General features: G+C 60.8%; 10 protein-coding genes and 4 pseudogenes. 5 read left to right on the top strand and 9 right to left on the bottom strand.

Annotated features, from left to right (window positions below; genetic code table 11):
• Positions 1 to 96: 96 nt before the first annotated feature.
• Both NKI85_RS35655 and NKI85_RS35650 read right to left on the bottom strand, forming a co-directional pair.
• Positions 97 to 306 carry a hypothetical protein gene (locus NKI85_RS35655; protein ID WP_352780518.1) on the bottom strand — a complete coding sequence of 70 codons (210 nt, stop codon included), beginning with the start codon at positions 304 to 306 and terminating at the stop codon, positions 97 to 99.
• A 371-nt stretch (positions 307 to 677) separates the two neighbouring features.
• Positions 678 to 1913, bottom strand: a complete 1236-nt coding sequence (locus tag NKI85_RS35650) for an NAD(P)/FAD-dependent oxidoreductase (protein ID WP_352780517.1) — start codon at positions 1911 to 1913, stop codon at positions 678 to 680.
• Between the two features lie 355 nt (positions 1914 to 2268).
• On the opposite strand from NKI85_RS35650, the pseudogene NKI85_RS35645 reads away from it, so the two are divergent.
• Positions 2269 to 2661, top strand: a pseudogene (locus NKI85_RS35645) (TCP-1/cpn60 chaperonin family protein); the annotation flags it as partial.
• A gap of 886 nt (positions 2662 to 3547) precedes the next feature.
• Here the strand turns inward: NKI85_RS35645 and NKI85_RS35640 are convergent.
• Both NKI85_RS35640 and NKI85_RS35635 read right to left on the bottom strand, forming a co-directional pair.
• Positions 3548 to 4331: pseudogene (locus tag NKI85_RS35640) on the bottom strand (crotonase/enoyl-CoA hydratase family protein).
• Between the two features lie 91 nt (positions 4332 to 4422).
• Positions 4423 to 5482, bottom strand: a pseudogene (locus NKI85_RS35635) (IS110 family RNA-guided transposase); the annotation flags it as partial.
• Between the two features lie 247 nt (positions 5483 to 5729).
• Between NKI85_RS35635 and NKI85_RS35630 the strand changes: the two are divergent.
• Together NKI85_RS35630 and NKI85_RS35625 are read left to right on the top strand one after the other, a co-directional pair.
• Positions 5730 to 5943, top strand: a pseudogene (locus NKI85_RS35630) (transposase); the annotation flags it as partial.
• A gap of 408 nt (positions 5944 to 6351) precedes the next feature.
• Positions 6352 to 6822, top strand: a complete 471-nt coding sequence (locus NKI85_RS35625) for a Ros/MucR family transcriptional regulator (protein WP_352780515.1) — start codon at positions 6352 to 6354, stop codon at positions 6820 to 6822.
• Positions 6823 to 7039: 217 nt separating this feature from the next.
• On the opposite strand, the gene NKI85_RS35620 is transcribed toward NKI85_RS35625, so the two are convergent.
• Positions 7040 to 7252, bottom strand: coding sequence for a cold-shock protein (locus NKI85_RS35620; RefSeq protein WP_023679670.1), 213 nt, complete (start codon positions 7250 to 7252; stop codon positions 7040 to 7042).
• A 290-nt stretch (positions 7253 to 7542) separates the two neighbouring features.
• A complete protein-coding gene (locus NKI85_RS35615; RefSeq protein WP_352780513.1) occupies positions 7543 to 7971 on the bottom strand; it encodes a hypothetical protein in 429 nt (142 codons plus the stop codon).
• A 748-nt stretch (positions 7972 to 8719) separates the two neighbouring features.
• On the opposite strand from NKI85_RS35615, the gene NKI85_RS35610 reads away from it, so the two are divergent.
• Positions 8720 to 10219 carry a M16 family metallopeptidase gene (locus tag NKI85_RS35610; RefSeq protein WP_352780512.1) on the top strand — a complete coding sequence of 500 codons (1500 nt, stop codon included), beginning with the start codon at positions 8720 to 8722 and terminating at the stop codon, positions 10217 to 10219.
• Between the two features lie 510 nt (positions 10220 to 10729).
• Positions 10730 to 12187 carry an NAD-dependent succinate-semialdehyde dehydrogenase gene (locus NKI85_RS35605; protein ID WP_502900777.1) on the top strand — a complete coding sequence of 486 codons (1458 nt, stop codon included), beginning with the start codon at positions 10730 to 10732 and terminating at the stop codon, positions 12185 to 12187.
• Between the two features lie 826 nt (positions 12188 to 13013).
• On the opposite strand, the gene NKI85_RS35600 is transcribed toward NKI85_RS35605, so the two are convergent.
• The 3 genes from NKI85_RS35600 to NKI85_RS35590 all read right to left on the bottom strand — a co-directional run bounded on the left by NKI85_RS35600 (position 13014) and on the right by NKI85_RS35590 (position 17699).
• Complete coding sequence (locus NKI85_RS35600; RefSeq protein ID WP_352780520.1) at positions 13014 to 14963, bottom strand: class I tRNA ligase family protein; 1950 nt, start codon at positions 14961 to 14963, stop codon at positions 13014 to 13016.
• A 388-nt stretch (positions 14964 to 15351) separates the two neighbouring features.
• A complete protein-coding gene (locus NKI85_RS35595; protein ID WP_352780510.1) occupies positions 15352 to 16131 on the bottom strand; it encodes a phytanoyl-CoA dioxygenase family protein in 780 nt (259 codons plus the stop codon).
• A 263-nt stretch (positions 16132 to 16394) separates the two neighbouring features.
• A complete protein-coding gene (locus NKI85_RS35590) occupies positions 16395 to 17699 on the bottom strand; it encodes a lysine N(6)-hydroxylase/L-ornithine N(5)-oxygenase family protein (protein ID WP_352780509.1) in 1305 nt (434 codons plus the stop codon).
• Positions 17700 to 17825: the final 126 nt, after the last annotated feature.

The raw sequence follows: 17825 nt of genomic DNA, 5'->3' as shown, positions 1-17825 counted from the left end.
ACATTTCCCTTTTCAGCTCGTTTCACTTTGTGCCGCTATATCTCAAGGTGGCCGACGTATTTCTGACGTATAGATCTCAATCCATAAATGCTGCCTTCAGGGGCCCCAGCCGATATGCCAGCCGTTGTCGAAGCACGTTTCGGCAATCGTGACGACCATCGGATTGATCCCGATGACGCCGACCGCAAGCTCTTCCAGTATATTTCGATCGAATGCGGCGCACGGCGTGAAGTCATGTCCCGCGAGACCATAGGGCAACACATTGACTCGTGCGAGCGCCTGACCCAGATCATCGACAACTTGCACCAGAGCACGCAGATTGACCGGCTCCTAACTGGCTGCGCTCTTATAACAGGGCGCATTTCAAACCCTCATAGGTCGGTCGACAGTGATCACGCGATCGAGCTGCGCGCGGCAGCATGGGCCAGCACCCCAATAGGTTGTGAGACGAGCGGTTTCGCCTCCGCCACCGGTCTTATCGACCCCTCCCAGAAGGTCAGGAGCGCGAATTTTGTCCATGGCTATGTCCTTCATAGGGTCTGCGATTACATGCCGGTAATGTGGCGTTCCCTACTCCTCGGATTAGATTATGTCATTATCAAAAATGAACCATACAAATACAGAGGCATAGGCGCCAAGGCAATAGCATTCCCTGTCTTACTGAACGATTGAATGTCTCACCTGAGCCGATAAGGGGCGCAGGACACCCGAGGCACCCGGCACGCGATCAAATCGCAGACCAGGGCGGCAGTCATGGGCGCGCCGCTGATGCCCATGTGACCGTGCCCCGTGGCGAACAGTATTCTGCGATGGAGGGGGTGGCGACCGATGATCGGTAGGCTGTCTGGGGTGGAGGGCCGCACGCCCATCCAGCGTTGCACCCTGCTGACGAGCACGCCCGGCAGCATGGCGTGTGCGCAGGCGAGCAGCTTTTCACTTTGCCCCTCGTTTGGCGGCGCATCGGGGGCATCGAATTCGGCTATCCCCACGATGCGCAATCCCTCTGAGAGGGGCGTGGCAACGAAGGCCGATTCGGCGTCGGTCACGGGACGGCTGATGGCGCCAGAAACGGCGGGCATCGTGATGTGATAGCCACGCTCGCTGGCCAGCGACAGGGAAATTCCCAGGGAGCGCCCCAGGTCGCGGCTGGCGATGCCGGCTGCAATGACCACCGCACCGTAGGGGTGGGGCCCCGCGCTTGTCTGCAGCGTTACGCCTTCGGTGCCGGGCTCGATAGCCTCGACCCGCGCCTTTCGTATAGCAACGCCCAATGCAACGGCCCGGTCCGTGAGCCCCTCCACCAGCGCTAGAGGTGAGGTCACATGGCCGCTGTCGGGAAAAAGGATCCCGCGCCGGTAGTCGCGGGACAACCCGGGCTCCAACTCGCGCAATTCCTCGGCCTCGAGCCTCTCAAAGGCAACATCATGCGCGGCCCGCAGCCTGTCCACAAGGCCGTCGAGTGCGCCAGGTGAAACGCCGCGCCAGACATGCAGGCCGCCGTTCGGCCGGAACACCCGTCTCCACTCAGTACCCCCGAGCATGTCCCGATAAAGCACGGCACAATGTGCGTGGAGAGCGTGCAACGACGTATAGGCCGCCTCCCAGGCCTCCGGGCGGCCGGTGCGCAGGAAGCGCACGAGCCATGGGAGGTTGCGGGATAGTTCACGCGGTGCGAGGCGCACCGGGCCGTTCGTGTCGGCGAGCCAACGCAGCGCGCGCCACATGACACCGGGATGAGCCATGGGGAAAGACGATCCCGCATTGTATTGGGCGCCGTTGCCCCAGGAGCAGCCATGGCCGATGCGACCCTCCTCTATCAAGGTTACACGGTGTCCTTCCCGTGCCAGCAAGAGGGCGCAGCTCACGCCGATTAGGCCCCCGCCAATAACGGCAATGGAGAGGGGCTCAGTCATGGGAACGTTCCCTCCTGCGGATATGGGTCACCACGCGGATACGGCATCATTCGAGTGGGCGTCGATTTCCTGGACCAGGAGCTTGGAGCGCATGGGGTGCCTCGTCTCAACAGTGCTCAACGAGGACGCCTGCATAGCGAAGAGCTTGGCGATCGCGCCTTTCTGTCCGTCTGCCAGCGGCAGCAGGCGCGGGCCACTGGCATGGTGGCCTCCGACTCGAAACAACGGTAGAAGACGAAGGCAATCGCACTTGCCCAAAATGCATTAAAGTCTCACCGCCTATTGCACTATATCAATATCGTACTCGACCATATCATTTTCGCGGGACAGCGCAAGACAAAACATTCACCTTTGCGCCCTGCTGCGCGCTTCGCTAGCCATTACCTTCACCGGCGTCAACGCCGATCAGGCTGCTGGCATGAACATCGTGCGCCGCGCGCTGCAGGCTCCGGCCCGCCAGATCGCGTCGAACGCCGGTGCGGAAGCATCGATCGTTGCCGGCAAGATCCTTGAGAACAAGGGCGCGACCTTCGGCTACAACGCCCAGACCGGCGAATATGGCGACATGATCGCCATGGGTATCGTCGATCCGGTCAAGGTCGTGCGCACGGCTCTCCAGGACGCGGCCTCGGTCGCCGGCCTGCTGGTCACCACCGAAGCCATGATCGCGGAGGCTCCGAAGAACGAGTCGGCTGGCGGCGGCATGCCGGGCGGCATGGGCGGCGGCGGCATGGGTTCTAAGGTCTAGGCATCTTACAATCTCGGAAGGGGCGGCAGCAATGCCGCCCTTTCCTTTGGCGCGGATCCGCTCGGAAAAATTCGGCGCTCGCGAAATTCTGGCAATGAGTGCCCCTCGATCATCAGAATTTTTCGTTACGACGATCCGAGCTCCGTGCATCTCGATCGCCCGCCGCCAAATCGGGCTGATATCCGGCGTCGTGACCGTAGACACCCATGGTGGCGGAAACGTCCACCAGCCTGTTTTTGGTAGTCGAATTCCCGTTCGACCGCTTTGAATGCTTTATGACAATCCCCTCGGACCCCAAGTCGAAAGCCCGGGCGACGAACAAGAAGTGACCGCTCAATCCGGGCTTATCTCGGTGCTACGCGATGACCATCGGTCGTGAGGGTGCTGGTGCATCCCGATGCCCGCCAGAAGTGGTGATTGAGGCCGACTTTTCCGGCTTGATTGCCATGCCCAATTATAGGAGCACTGCTCGGCCTCGCCTTGGTTGCCGTAGATGCCATGGTGGCGGAAACGTTGACGACCTGCCCTCCATCCTGTGCCCACGCCGGCGCCGCCACCTATGGCGGCGAACACAAAAGGTGGCAAAGGAGGGCATAGACCACTCTACCGCAACCTCAATCGAATGGCGTCACCAGTTATTCCAAATGAGGCAACCGCGGTTTCGACGGCCCACTGCCGCGGCATCATTGCAAGCAGCGCGCTGGCCGATTTCGGCTGGAATGGTGGCGTGGTTCAGGTTCTCCGCCTCACCTTCGCCGCATGGGTTTCTGCTGTACCCCCGAGTGAGATATACCGACATCGTGCCTGAACTTGCCTCGGCGTCTCTGCGGTACATGCCGAAACACAGTTGTCGACCATTAATATATAAAGGTTCGTGACCCCAGTCTCACGCCTGCCAGCGCGGCCTGCGGCGATCGAAGAAGGCCGCGATTCCTTCGGCGGCGTTGGTCGTTTCCCACGCATTGGCCAACATAGCGACCGTCTCGCCGATGACCGCGTGATTGATTGCCGGCCCAAGTCGACGCGCAAGCGCCTTGGCGGCGGCGACGGCCTGCGGCGAGGCCGAGCGATAGGAGCGGACCTCGGCCTCGACGCCGCCTCTAGGTTGGCCGGCGACACAGCGTTGGAAAGCAGTCCGAGTTCGCGGGCTTCATTGGCGTCGAAAATCCTGCCTGACATGAAGACCCGGCGCGTCCGGCCCTCTCCCATCCGAGCGAGCACAGAAGGGGAGATCGTCGCAGGGATGAGGCCGAGCCGGGCCTCGGTGAACCCGAACTTAGCGGTGTCGACGGCGACCGCCACGTCGCAGACGCTTATCAGCCGAGACCGCCGCCGAATGCTTGGCCGTTGATACGGCCGATCAGCGGCTTGGGCAGTTCGTTGAGCGCGCGAAGAGCCAGCGCCAGCTTCCTGGCCTCGGCGATCCGCTCGTCACGCGCGGCGGAGGCCTGCCCCGACATCCAAGCGAGGTCGGCGCCGGCACAGAAGCTGTCGCCTTCGCCCGTCAGCACGACCACTCGCACTTTGTGGTCCTTGGCGAGCAGTTCGGCGGCCGCCGCAAGTTCGGCGATCATCTGTCCCGACATGGCGTTGTGCTTGTCCGGGCGGGCGAGGGTCAACGTAGAGACGCCGATCTCGTCAGTCGTGACACGGATGGTGTCGAAGTTCATGGCCGCTCCTCCCTCAGGCTGTCCGCGAAGCGGGCCCCCTCCGCCAGTCGGTCTATATGGAGGCCCGTCTCATAGCCCTTGTCGGCTAGCATTGCGGTGACGGCGAGGGTGTCCACATTGCCCTTCGCACCAGGGGCGAAAGGGCCGGGCGAGCCCAGAAGTAGTCCTGCTCCTTTGTCAGCAGATGCCAGATCAACACCGCGAGCTTACGGGCGACCGCTACGGCTGCGACCTGATGGCCACGCTTGTTGCGGATGCGTAGGAAGAAGGCTCTGAGCGGTCCGGGCGCCTTCGCCGCCGCCCAGGCGGCCTCGACCAGCATGGCGCGGGCATGGGAACGCCCATGTTTGCTGATCCGGCCATATTGCGCCAAGCCAAGACCGGATTGGCGCACACGCGGATTGAGGCCGAAGTAGCTCACCAGCTTCTGCGGTTCGCCGAAGCGGTGGATATCGCCGACGGCGGCGATGATACCGCTCGCGACGATGGCATTGACGCCGGTGATCGTCTGAAGCCGCCGGACTTGCACATCATCAACCGCTTCCCGGGCGAGGTCGCGATCGAGGTCGGCCAGATCCTCGGCCAGGCGGTCGATCTCGCGGATGTGGCGGGCGATGGCGGCCCGCTCGTCGTCGGGAAGCACCTGCCGCTCGAGCCAGGCGCGACCCCGACGGTTGAACAGATCGGCATGCGGGCACTTCGGCACGAGGTGCGCCTGCAGGATGCCATGCACCTCGTTCTTCACTCGCGTGCGATGCCGCACGACCTGGTTGCGCCGCGCGACGAGGCGGCGAAGCCGCTCAGTCCGCTCGTCGGGAACCCAGACCTCCAGCAGAAAGCCGCTGGCATGGAGCTGCGCCAGAACGCCGGCATCGATCTTGTCGGTCTTAATCCCGGCATGGGCGATCGCCTTCACCTGCATCGGGTTGGCGACAAGCACCCGGCCGACATAGGCGACAGACCCGCACCGCCGCCATGGCGTTGCCCGTGGCCTCGACAACAACCTCATCCGTCCGTCGCAAACCGCGGCCGAACCCTTCCAGTCCCGAGCGGGCCATGTCGACCCGTCCGTAATGGCGCAGCCGGCCGTCTTCCCAAACCACCACCTCCGCAAAGGTGCGGTGGATGTCCATTCCAATCACACGTCTCATCGGCACCCTCTCCTCAAACAGTCGGGAGCCGGCGGGCGACGCGACACCTACGGATCCGCGCTCTCGGCGCAACCGGGCAGGTCGCAGGGGCGGCCAGCTACTAACGCGAGCTCGCAGCTCCTCGAATAGATCTGCCTGCCCGCACTTGGCGTGCTCCCGGTGCCCCTGTCCCGGATGGTCGCACCATACGCCGAAAATCGCTCATCTCCAGCAGGGATCGGATGGCACCGTCATGATCATACCGGTTACGAACATGCTGGAGCGGCTGAACCAGGAGAATCAAGCGGCGCACCCTGGTCGTCCGCATCTTCCCCAACCCGCGGAGCTGTCTGCGGCTGGTTCGGGCGCTGGCGGTCGAGATCCACGAGAACTGGCTCGAGGCGACCCGCTACCTCAACATGGATCATCTGCGCGAGCACAAGAAGGAGAGCCTGAGGCCTTGGCCGCCGCCGCTCCGCTAAACACGGGAGCTGCGCGGCGGACACGCCGACGTCACAGCTACTGCCACGCCATTTTGCAGAACTTGACGCCCACAACTTCCACGCCACCAGGAAGCTGCCACTGCTCTGCCATCGATTTCACAGCCAAAGAGAGGATGGCGAAACAGAAATAGCCCGCTTCGTTTCGAGATTACTGGTCATTTCGGCGCAAAGCTTACGGCCGAGACGCGCCTGAAAATGCGCAAGCACCGCGGCAGGTCGCCAACAACGGAACGCATCAACGGTCATGACGGCGCGATACTGCGCTATAGATCTCGCTGCTGGACGAGCATCGCAATAATCCTGTCGAGACCTTGGTTGCTTTCAGCGGAGACCGCCACTATGAAGCGACGCTTCGCCGACTGTGTTTCACGCCGCCTGGAGAGTTTCATGACAGAAGAAGCCGAAAAAAACATCGACACCCTCATCGAGCTCACGGCCGATGTCGTCTCAGCCTATGTCTCCAACAATCCGATCCCGGTGGGGGATCTCCCTGCCCTCATCGGCCAAGTGCACGCGGCTCTGAAAGGGACGGCGGAAGGTGTCTCTGCAGAAGAGCCGGTTGCCCTTACGCCTGCAGTCCCGATCAGGAAGTCGGTGACACCGGACTACATCATCTCCCTTGAAGACGGGAAGAAATTCAAATCGCTAAAGCGCCATCTGTCGACCCACTATGGGCTGACGCCGGATGGATATCGGGCCAAATGGGGCCTACCGGCGGATTATCCCATGGTCGCGCCGAACTACGCCGCGGCGCGCTCGTCATTGGCCAAGACAATGGGGCTCGGCCGCAAACCGAAAGCGCCGGAAGCGCCGGAGCCGGCGCCGACGAAGCGAACCCGCAAGAAGGCCGCGGCTTGATTTCGGCAATGGAGATTCGTTCTGGAGCGTTGCAGCCATCGGCTTAATCTGCGCGTCATATAAAAAGGCGGGGCCAACCCCGCCTTCCTTTCAAACAACTTTGTTTCATGAGGAATTCGCGACGCCTGCAGCAATCTGCTGCCCTCAGTTTTTGCTCGCTCCTATCGAGCGGCCGTGAGGACCTCCGGACCTACGCGCCCACTCTTGCCAGGACGTTTCAACCAGCTTTGCTGAGGCTGCCAGCGGAGGATTTGCCGGTGCGGCGATCCTGCTCGATCTCATAGTTGATCTTCTGGCCGTCAGCGAGGGTCGAGAGGCCCGCACGTTCGACAGCCGAAATGTGGACGAAAACATCCGGACCGCCATTGTCGGGCTGGATAAATCCAAACCCCTTGGTGCTGTTGAACCACTTTACCGTTCCAGTAGGCATATACGTGTTCCTCCTTAACAATTGCAACGTGGGCAGGCCATTAGGCCTGCCCGACTCATAGCCGAGACTTGGGCACAGCAAAAAGCGAAAAATTGTTAAGCCCCGATCAGCTGGCGCACTCCATTTTGGCCGTAGTCGCCAGCAAGCAGTGTCCTACACTACCGCTCGAGCATGGCCGGAAGCGCCCGATCCTTCCAACGCTCCTCAGCGCCACGTCTATGGCTGGTGCTTGGAGGCACGGGACGTAAGGCCGACCGCTGCTCGTGCCGCCAGGTCAAAGGCCGGGTGGTTCACGGAGCTACCTTCGTGCATAACGGCTTGGCAAGCGCTTGAAGGAGTTTCGAATTGGATTGTTTCAAGAGGGTCGAGGAGTTAATCGATGCCACCAGCGTGGAAGCGATCGATAACGCGCGCGTTTTGCTGGACCAGTTCAAGGGCAGGTCAGAAACAATCGCCCAAGCGATCGATGACTTCCTACTTGATTTCATGACCTTGCTGTTTGTGGTAAAAGCTACCCGCGAGCGGTTCCACAATCCGGCGAAGCGGTTGGCGCGCATCAGATTGAGCAGGATCAGGCTGTTACTCACCCGATGCTCTTGACCTAAGGGACCACGCCGCCAGGGATGCTTTTGCAGCCGCAAAGAAGGCAAATCTGTTCGCCGGCAAACCGAGCACAGCCAGGCGGTATTTACGCAGATGAATTCGATCGCGACCGCCAAATTCTCCTGTTTGGTACCCAGCGACGACGGCAAGCGCGGACAGCTTCCGTGCTGCTGTCCTCCAGCGACAAACGTGCCTGCATGCCCCTCCACGGCGAGCTCGACGGTTGTTTCTTACGTTTGACCAAGGTCCCGCGCAAACACTCCCCTTTCCCGCAGCAACTCATCAGGCTCAACGGCCTCGCGGCAGGCGCATTACGCCAGAAGCGCGCAACCGCATCGTTTTTTCCCGCCCGAGTCCTACGATCTTCGTTTTCCAGCGCCTCGCGGATATCGCCCAACTTGCCGATTTTTGGATCAGATCCGTCCTAGCGCGCGAGCAGGCTCCGCGCTCGAGTTGGCTGGGCTGTTCACGCCTCTGCCCTTCAGCATCGACCCGGTCTGGCTGTCGCGGACAGGGTTCCGCTGGGGCGACCAACATCTCCATTCTCACCGTCAGTGCAGCGGCCATTCGAAGCGCATCCTATACCCCTCCCCGGCAGCGCGCCCAATCGAACGAAGAAGATATTCTCAGCCGCACGCGTCGCGTTCGGCCCTGTCCGATGTCCGACAATGTCGGATGCGCAGCATGGCAGAGCCTGATTTGTCCACATGCCTCGAACGGTTTCTGATCTGGCACGGTGCATGCTTGGTCATCCGCAAGGCTCGCGGACCAAGGAGAATCCGTCCCATGATCACCTCACCAAGAAATACCGCCGCAGATCTCCTGGGTCCATCCAAAGATGAGGCTCGAGGAAGGCCTGGCCCCATGAAGAGCTTATTCATCTGGCTCGGCGCTGTCCGCCGATCCCCCCATGGGGGGAGACGGGGACGCAGCGCCTTCATCGAAAGGAGGAACAAATCACTTTGCCTCAAACCTTGCCTTTCGACCAGCCACCACAACTGGAGCCATCGATCGTCCGCCTGGCTGCGCAAGGCGTTCATTGCCACCGCGCTGGCCCTGGTGACGACCGGTCCGGCTCTGGCCGCCACCGACGACGGCAAAGTGACGGATTTCCTGCTCGACAACGGCATGGAAGTGGTCGTCATCCCCGATCACCGCGCGCCGATCGTCACTCATATGGTCTGGTACAAGATCGGCAGCGCCGACGAGCCACCCGGCAAATCAGGCCTTGCCCATATCCTCAAGCATCTGATGTTCAAGGCGACGACTAACCACGCCGCCGGCGAGTTCGACCGAGCCGTCTCAGCCATCGGCGGCTACAACAACGCCTTCACCGCCTATGACTACACCACCTTCGTCGAGACGGTGGCGCCCTCGGCGTTGGGTGAGATGATGGGCTTCGAGGCCGATCGCATGTTCAACCTCATCCTCAACGACGATGATATTAAGACCGAGCGCGACCTGATCCTGGAGGAGCGCCGTTGGCGCAGAGAGACGAATCCGCAGGCTCTGCTGGACGAGGAGGTCAACGCGACGTTGCGGCAGAACCAGCCCTACCGCATTCCGGTCATCGGCTGGATGCAGGAGATGGAGAAGCTGAAAACCGACGCATTCACCATCTACAACAAATACTACCGACCGAACAACGCCGTGCTGGTGGTGGCCGGCGACGTAGAGCCGGAGACGGTGAAGGCGCTGGCCGAGAAGACCTATGGCAAGGTTGTGCGCGGGCCGGACCTGCCCCCGCGCAACCGCCCGCTCGAGCCGGAGCAGAACACCAGGCGCACAGTGACGCTGACCGATGCGCGCGTTTCGGTGCCGAGCTTTTCCACTCAATGGGTGGTGCCGTCCTATCATACGGCAGAGCCCGGCGAGGCCGAGGCGCTCGACCTGCTGGCCGAGATCCTCGGCGGCGGTAACCGCAGCCGGCTATATCACGAGCTTGTCTTCAAGCAAGGCATAGCCTCGGCGGCCGGCGCCTCCTTCCAGGGCACCATGCTAGACGACACCAATTTCACCATCTCCGGCTCGCCGCGCGGCGATGCAAAGCTCGTCGATCTCGAAGCGGCGGCCGTTGCCGAAGTCGCCCGAATCGCCGAGGATGGCGTCACCAGCGACGAGCTGGACAAGGCCAAAGACCGCTATATCCGCTCGGTGATTTTTGCGCACGACGAGCTGGACCACATCGCCAACATTTATGGCAAGACGCTCACCACCGGTGGCAATGTGAAGGACGTGCTCGAGAGGCCGGACCGCGTCCGCAAGGTCACCACCGACGAGGTCAAGGCGGTCGCCGCGCGTTACCTGGTGCTCGACCATTCGACCACAGGCTATCTTTTGCCGCAGCAACAGGCGGGGAATTGATCATGAGCTCCATCCCCATGCAAATGCGCCGGCCGGTCTTCCCTCGGCGCGCCTTCGCCACCCTGTTCCTCTCCATCCTCTTTCTCATCTTGCGCGCGCTCGCCGGGTAAACGGGATCTGTTTAAAGCCGCGAGGAGCGGTTTTCGCGGGCCTTGCCAGGCATTTGCCGGTTCAGGCGTCATTATTGGGGTGCGCTCCTCTTTAGGCCAGCCTCTCTTCGAGTGGATAGAGTTGCCGATTCGTGGTCCGCAGATTGTAGGCGCAGGCCACCAGCATCCCACTCCGCGCGGCTGGCGAAGCCGATGTCGGTTGTTCAATCGTTCGACTAGTAGAACCGCGAGGCATCTTCTAGCGTATTCAGGTATTCTCCCTTTCCAGTCGGGTACCGTGGTCTATCAGCTGTCTGGCCGAGGCCCTATAAGGAACCCGGACGTCGCGGAGTACACACCGCACCTGCTATATATACCTGCTGCGTTGAGGAGGAATCCGGTATTGCCCCTGTGCCTGCCGATGATCCGTCACCTGAGATCCCCCGACCTGTTTGGACCCATTGATCGCCTGCCGGCACTTGGCACGCGGATTAGCGAGCGGACATTCGAGGTCCTCAACCCGTCGACTGGCGAAGTGCTGGCAGAACTACCCGACATGGGTGTCGAGGAGACATGCGCTGCGATCGACAAGGCCTATGTCGCGCAGCCTGGATGGGCAGGGCTGACCGCACGTGAGCGCAGCGACGTTCTATGGCGATGGCATCAGTTGATCATCGACCACGCCGACGATCTCGCCGCGATTCTCACCGCGGAGATGGGCAAGCCGCTTGCCGAAGCCAAGTCGGAGATATCGCATGCTGCGGCGTATCTGCAATGGTACGCCGAGGAGGCCAATCGCGTCTATGGCGAGACGATCTCCGCACCATCGATGGACCGCCGAATGCTGGTAATCAAGCAGCCCATCGGAGTTGTTGGCACGATAACGCCATGGAATTTCCCGGCCTCGATGGTGGCGCGCAAAATCTCGCCAGCCTTGGCGGCGGGCTGCACGATCGTCCTCAAGCCCGCTGAACAGACGCCGCTCGTGGCGGGAGCAATGTTCGCCCTCGCCCATCAGGCTGGCTTTCCCGAAGGCGTCGTCAACCTGATCTATGCGTCCGAAGGTGACGCGGTCGGCCGCGAACTTTGTACCAATCCCAAGGTCCGCAAGATCAGCTTCACCGGGTCGACTGAGATCGGGCGCCTTCTCATGCGCCAGTGCTCGGACCAGATCAAAAAAGTCAGCCTTGAGCTCGGCGGCAATGCACCTTTCATCGTCTTCGATGATGCCGATATCGATGCCGCGGTTGACGGTGCGGTCCAGGCGAAGTTCCGCAATGCCGGCCAGACCTGCGTTTCGGCGAACCGCCTTTACGTCCAGTCGGGCGTTCACGACGAGTTCGTCGAGAAATTCGTGCAACGGGCTCGCCAACTTCAAGTTGGTGACGGTTTCGCTCCCGGAATGGACATCGGACCGCTCATCGACAAGCACGCTTTGGCCAAGATCGAATCCCATATTGCCGATGCCGTCGCCAAAGGCGGGGCAATTCGATGCGGGGGCAAACGCATCGGCACGAATGGCACGTTTTTCCAACCGACAGTCCTGACCGGTGTCTCCAGCGAGATGACCGTCGCGCAAGAAGAGACATTCGGGCCGCTGGCACCGATTATTCGCTTCAAAGATGCGGATCAGGTCGTGCGTGAGGCCAACGACACGATCTACGGCCTCGCGGCCTACTTTTATGCCTCCAACCTGAAGCGTGTCTGGCGTGTGGCCGAGGCCTTGCAATATGGAATGGTCGGGGTAAATACCGGGCGGATGTCTTCAGAAGCGGCGCCGTTCGGTGGGATAAAACAGTCCGGCATCGGGCGGGAGGGATCCCGCCATGGGCTCGAGGACTACCTCGAAATGAAATATCTCTGCATGGGCGGCATCTGAATTTTCGGCTTGCAGGGTTCACAGCGGGGTAACCTAGCGAGCGATCTCCAAATGTGTGAATTGTAGGATCGCTCCTCGATTGGGAACTGAGGGGCGGCTCCGTACCCGAGCAAACACGCAATCCTGAAGGAGCACCCTGGCTGGACTTATCTCTCGACGAGACAAGCGTCTGCATTTTCGGCGAAGACGGCGTGCATGTGACGGAGGATACGCTTGCCAGCGATTTGGCGGCCCTCGCCGACTTCAGGCGACGGGCTGTCGTTGCGCGGGTCTGGTTGGAAGCTTGTGCACCATCGCGATCGTGAACGCCGGTTTGTGCGCAATATCCGGTTTCTGGGCAGAATTTTGAACCTGCTACCTTTCGATTGTCAGTAGCTCAGTTGTTCTTCGGCCGACTGCCGCGCCGGTACAGGCTCGGACAGAATCGAAGATACCATCAGGCAGGCATTCGCATTCGACATTTCCGGTGATCGGCTCACGATCCAGGGCGCGCCAGGTTGACCAAGCGCCTCGAACCGCATGACAGTCTTGATCGGCTGGAGGACGGAAGTCCCGCGATGCCGAAGAGGTTGGTCAGCGCAGTCGAGCCCACACGGCATTTGCGGCACGAAACAGCAAGGGCTGGGAAGCGATCGGCCGAGCGGTCCTCGAAGGCGCGGGCCAGGGTGTTGACGATGCGTTGGTTCAGGTCCGCCAATCTGGTCTCTACCGTCTGATAGCGGGTTCGGTCGTCAGTGACAGCGAGTAAAGATATTTGGCATCATCGGCTTTGATTGCCGCGCAGGTCTGGTCGAGATTGGGATAGCTCACTGGTGCACCTTTGGGCTCATAGTGCTTCCTCCTCATCGAGATGAGGATTGCCGGATTTGGCGTAGAACACCAACACGGGTCCGAGATCAAAGCGCGTCCCGGGCGCAAGGCGCTGGACGGACCGGGGCCATGTTTCGGTTGAGACGCCATCGATGCCTCGCGCCAGCGTTCTGGCGAATCGGGGCATCAGCGGAGCGAGTGTCGGTGCCAGGATCGCAGCGGCCGTCGTCTGAAGGGCTAGCGAAGTCCGGATGCGGGCGGGATAGAAACGTCGCGCCGCCGCATAGTCTTGCGCCCGACGGTAGATCACGCAATCGCGCACGAAATCGCAGACCTGCGCGGCCGCGCGCCGGACCGAGAAGCCTTCGTCCGAATAGGCGCGCTCCATCGCCGCGCGATAGATCTCTATCCGAGCAAAGAAGGCGCGGTCGACCGGGCTCCAGTCGCCTGCATCGGGTACACGGCCGGCAAAATCGTGCTTGATTTCCTGGTTCAACGCATCAAGCCAGTTCAGCCAAATCCCTTGGAACACCTCGTTCTCGGTGCGGCGCAGCGCGTCCAGCGTGAAATCCGTCCGCTCACCTTCCGGGCGTGTCAGGCCCAAATGGAGGCGCATGACGTCGACTGTCTTTGGGCTCAGAACCTCCTTGCCCCAGACCGCATGGCGGCAGCTGGTTGAGAACTTTTTGCCGTCGAGCAGGTAGAACTCGTTGACGTGATAGTGGATGCGTGGCGTCCAGTGGGAGAAGACCTCGGCGTAAAGAGCGGGGTAGAGTAGCGCGTGGTAGAACGAATTGTCGAAGCCGAAGAAATGGACAATCTGCCAGTCGTTGCTGGGCATCTCCGCCTTCCAATCGCGACCCAGCAAGCGGCCGAGCGCCTGGATGTTGTACAGAAAACCGAAGGCCATTTCCGGCCAGACCCAGATCACTTGCCCCGGAAACCCTTCGGCCGGCAGGCCCCAGTCCGAGGGGTGGGTAATGGGCACTGAAAAGTTGCCGCGTCGGCGTAGGCGCGCGAAGAGATCCAAGATCCGTAGCGGGACGCCCGACGCCCTTAGATGCCAGTCGATATTGTCGTAGCATCGGTCCAAGGCAAGTTCCGGGCGGCGGACGGAGCCGACCAGCGGCGCCTCGGCAGACTGCCGTGACCGGGCTGCACCCAAGTCGTGGCAAAGGTTTGGGGCGCCGCATTCCTCGCAGATGTTGCCACCGGCGGAGCCGCCGCAATCGGGGCAGAGGCCGCTAACATCCGGCTCGTAAAGATAGTGGCCTGTCACAGCATCGAAAAGCGCAGGGCTCTGGCGCAGATCTACCGCCGTGCTGCTCAGAAGACTGCGGAAACACGCGGCTTGAAACTCGCCGTAACCGTCATCGCCCATTGTGGATTGGAAGCTGTGGACGTGACAATCGAGAAGTGCAAGCGTGGCGCGAATCTCGTCGGCGTAGTAGCGCGCCACGTTTGCAGGCGTCGATTGATCGGCATCGGCGCGTGTCGTGACGTAGCTCTGGTTGTCATCGCTTCCAGTGAGGTGATATGCTTCGACTCCTTTCATGCGCAGGAAACGAGTATAGACGTCGGCGCCGAAATAGGGGCCAGAAAGATGCCCCAGATGCAGATCGCCATTTGGCGTTGGCGGCGTGGAGAAGACGAAGATCGGCCCGCGTGGAGCCGTGGTCTTTGCAGCGGCATCAAGGGCGGCCTCGCCGTCTCGCCAGTAGACATCGACGAAATCTAGGTCTTCGTTTCCGTCGTTGCGCAGCCCATGCGCTTCAAAAGGCTGAAACAGAACGACATCGCCCGCCTCGACCGAGATTTCCCCAAGGTCGGTCCTGACCTTGCCCGATCCTGACAGGATCACGAAGGCCTCGATTTCGTCGTGCCGATGGGGCTCCGATGTAACGCCCGGTGCCAGCCTACCGAACGAAAAACCCGTGCCGACGCTTCCCGTTCCAAGCGTGGCCATGTCGATACCGAACGCCCGCGACAGCTCCGTTCGAGAAAACGTGTATTTGCGCATGACAACGAACCTAAGCTGTTGAAGCCGTGGGATCTTCGGCTGCCAACGCAACAGCCTCCCGTGCAATTCGTGGAAAGAAACGGCCCGACCCGTTGGCGGCCCCGGCCAGGATAATGCAGCTCTGGGCCGCCAGGCGGGCGACGAGGGGGCGCCAGTCGGGCTGTAGGCGTCATAGAAGACCGCCCTGCGACCACCTCCACAATCCACGTGCCGAAGCGTCTTAACGGGCTGCGGTCGATGCTCCGCGAGCCCGCAAATCAGAACGCCATACTCTCCGCGCATTTTTGAGCGGTCGATCAGTTTCGTGTGCATGCCTCCACCTGGCTGCGTGAGCTCAATCGCGATAGAAAATGCCATTTGGGGGCTTGAGTTTGTCGAGATCGGCCACTTTGCCCTCGGGCGGGTTAAGGGCGCGCTTAAGCACGTTATATTCAGCGCGGGTCGGTCCACCGGTTGAAGCACGCTGGAACACCAAGTAGAGTGTCCGCCGCGAACGATTGCTTTTGTTCGGTCGTGAGTAGTGCGGCGCGTAATCGTCGAAGATGAAGATGTCGCCAGCCTTCCATACTACGGGTTCCCAGGAGAACATTGCGGCGACTTGAGGATCGATCACCCCACCGGCATCCATGGGAAACACCCCCTTCTCGTGGTTGCCGGGGCTGAAGAAAAGCCCGCCGTTTTCCGGGTCGGAGTCGTCGATGCCTATGGCAACCACCGCATGGACCATCCGGTCGGGGAGTTTGTGTGGAATGTGATAAATGTCCTGATGCGGGAGATAGCCACCGCTGTCGGGGTAGTGGAAAATCAGCAACTCCTTGAGCCTGCGCGAATCTTCGCCAAGCAAATCCTCGACCGCTGACTTTATGCGCTGATCTTCTAAGAGCAAACGACGCAATGGATCATGGAAGTCGAGAAAATTCTCGATCTTGGAGATGATCTTTCGATTGTCCGTCGTCTTCTCGAACCACATGAGCCATTTGTCATCGCTGACATCCCAGCGTGACATATCTTCGACAAAAGTAGAGATATCTTCCTGAACCGCTGGAGCGAAGAACCTTTCGAGCCTGACGTATCCGTCTTTCTGCCACTTTTCTCTTTGTGCATCAGTCAACATGCGAAAAGGCCTCCTGTTGGAAAGACTGGTTGGTCGGACATCCCAATTAGGGCAGTCGGGCGCTGGTCAAGTTGCGGGTCCACGGAGACGGACTCACGTCATGTGGGACGGCGATGCTAAGTGCGTTCCGCTCCGGCGGATATTGTCCGCAGAAGCTCGGCGCGAGACTACCTATGTCAGGCTCAGCCGGGTCCAGGGGTTCCGTAAACTGGCCCGGATCAATATTCCTAGGATGCCACCGCCGATGATCAAAAGTCTACGAATCATATCCCGCTGCCCATTTCTTCGGCTGCGGGGGCGGGCCAGCTCTCGATCGAGGTATGGCTGATGAAGCCAGGATGCTCGGGGTTCGCGCATGGCGCGCGCCCAAGAAGGCTATCGAGGATGCGGCGCGCGCGCCAGGCCAGCAGGCTTAGGTTCGGATCGGCCAGGCCGCGCTGCCCGAGGCTCGCGTTTTGTACGAAGATGCGTCTGTCACGCGGTCCGTCCCAGCTCACCGAAAAATCTTCGCGAATAGCTAATTCATTGTCGATCTGCTCCAGCCGGTGTGCGATGGGTTCCAAGAAGTCTGGCACCGCGTTCTCGTAACCGGTGGCCAGGATGACGATGTCACCCGTGACTTCTTCGACCTCGACCATGCCGTGCTGCAGGGCCAGCCTGTGACCCGCGCCGGCGTTGATGCAGTGCGAGACGGTGCAGCCTGGCCGCAGTGTGATGTCGCATCGGTTTGGCTCGACAAATGCGTGGCGGTACAGCGCCTGATAGATCGCGCGCAACGTGCTTTCCGAAATGCCGTCCGAGGCAAGCACGAAACGCCGCAGGAGCAGCTTACGCTGCGACTCGCTCATCGCCGCGAAACGATCCGAAAAGCAGGGCATGAACAACTCGTTTGTGAACGGGCTGTCGTCGAGAGGCAGGTAGTTCTCACGCTGCGAGACCCAAGTGATCGAGGCAGGCCGCCGTTCTTTCGGCAGGCCGACAAGGTGCAACATCACCTCGGCTCCCGACTGGCCTCCGCCAACCACGCAGACATGCTTTCTCCGCACCTCAGGATGGATGTGCAATAAAACAGATGAGTGGAACAGGTTGCGTCCAGTCCAGCCCTGAAACTGAGGCGGGATTTGCGCCTGCTTGCCAATGCCAACCACGACGTTTCTGGCGCCGAGAACCGCCTTATCCGTCCGCACCCGAAACACGCCGTCAAAGCGGATTTCGCGCACCGTCTCGCCGCCACGGACAAGTGGGTTCCTGTGGAAGGCCCAGTTCAGGTACTGCTCAAACTCAGCTCTGAACACAGCCTCGAACTGTGCGTTCAGGAAGTGGTACAGACGCCCGTTCTCGTACAGGTAGTTTACGAAAGTGTAGGCTGATCGCGGATTCACCAGCGTGACCAGATCCTTGAAGTGGCTCACCTGGAGCTCTGAGGAATCGAAAGCGATGCCTGGATGCCAGCGGAAGTCGACCTGCCGATCCAGGAACAGTGCCCCTTGCCCAACTTGCTCGTGTATCTGACACGCAAGGCTCAAATTAGACGGCCCAGCACCGACCCCAACGCAAGATAACTCCACTTGCTTTCCTCCTATAGAGTCTTCCCACTCTCATGATTGCTGACAATGGCCTTTGACATAAGCTGCAGCCCGCCGATCCGATCGGCGGTCGAGGCACTTGTACGGCGGATATGAGGTGCAAGAGGC

The sequence above is a fragment of the Mesorhizobium sp. M0571 genome, from assembly GCF_040320985.1.
In the GTDB taxonomy this organism is placed as follows: domain Bacteria; phylum Pseudomonadota; class Alphaproteobacteria; order Rhizobiales; family Rhizobiaceae; genus Mesorhizobium.
This window is presented reverse-complemented; position numbering and strand designations above follow the sequence as displayed.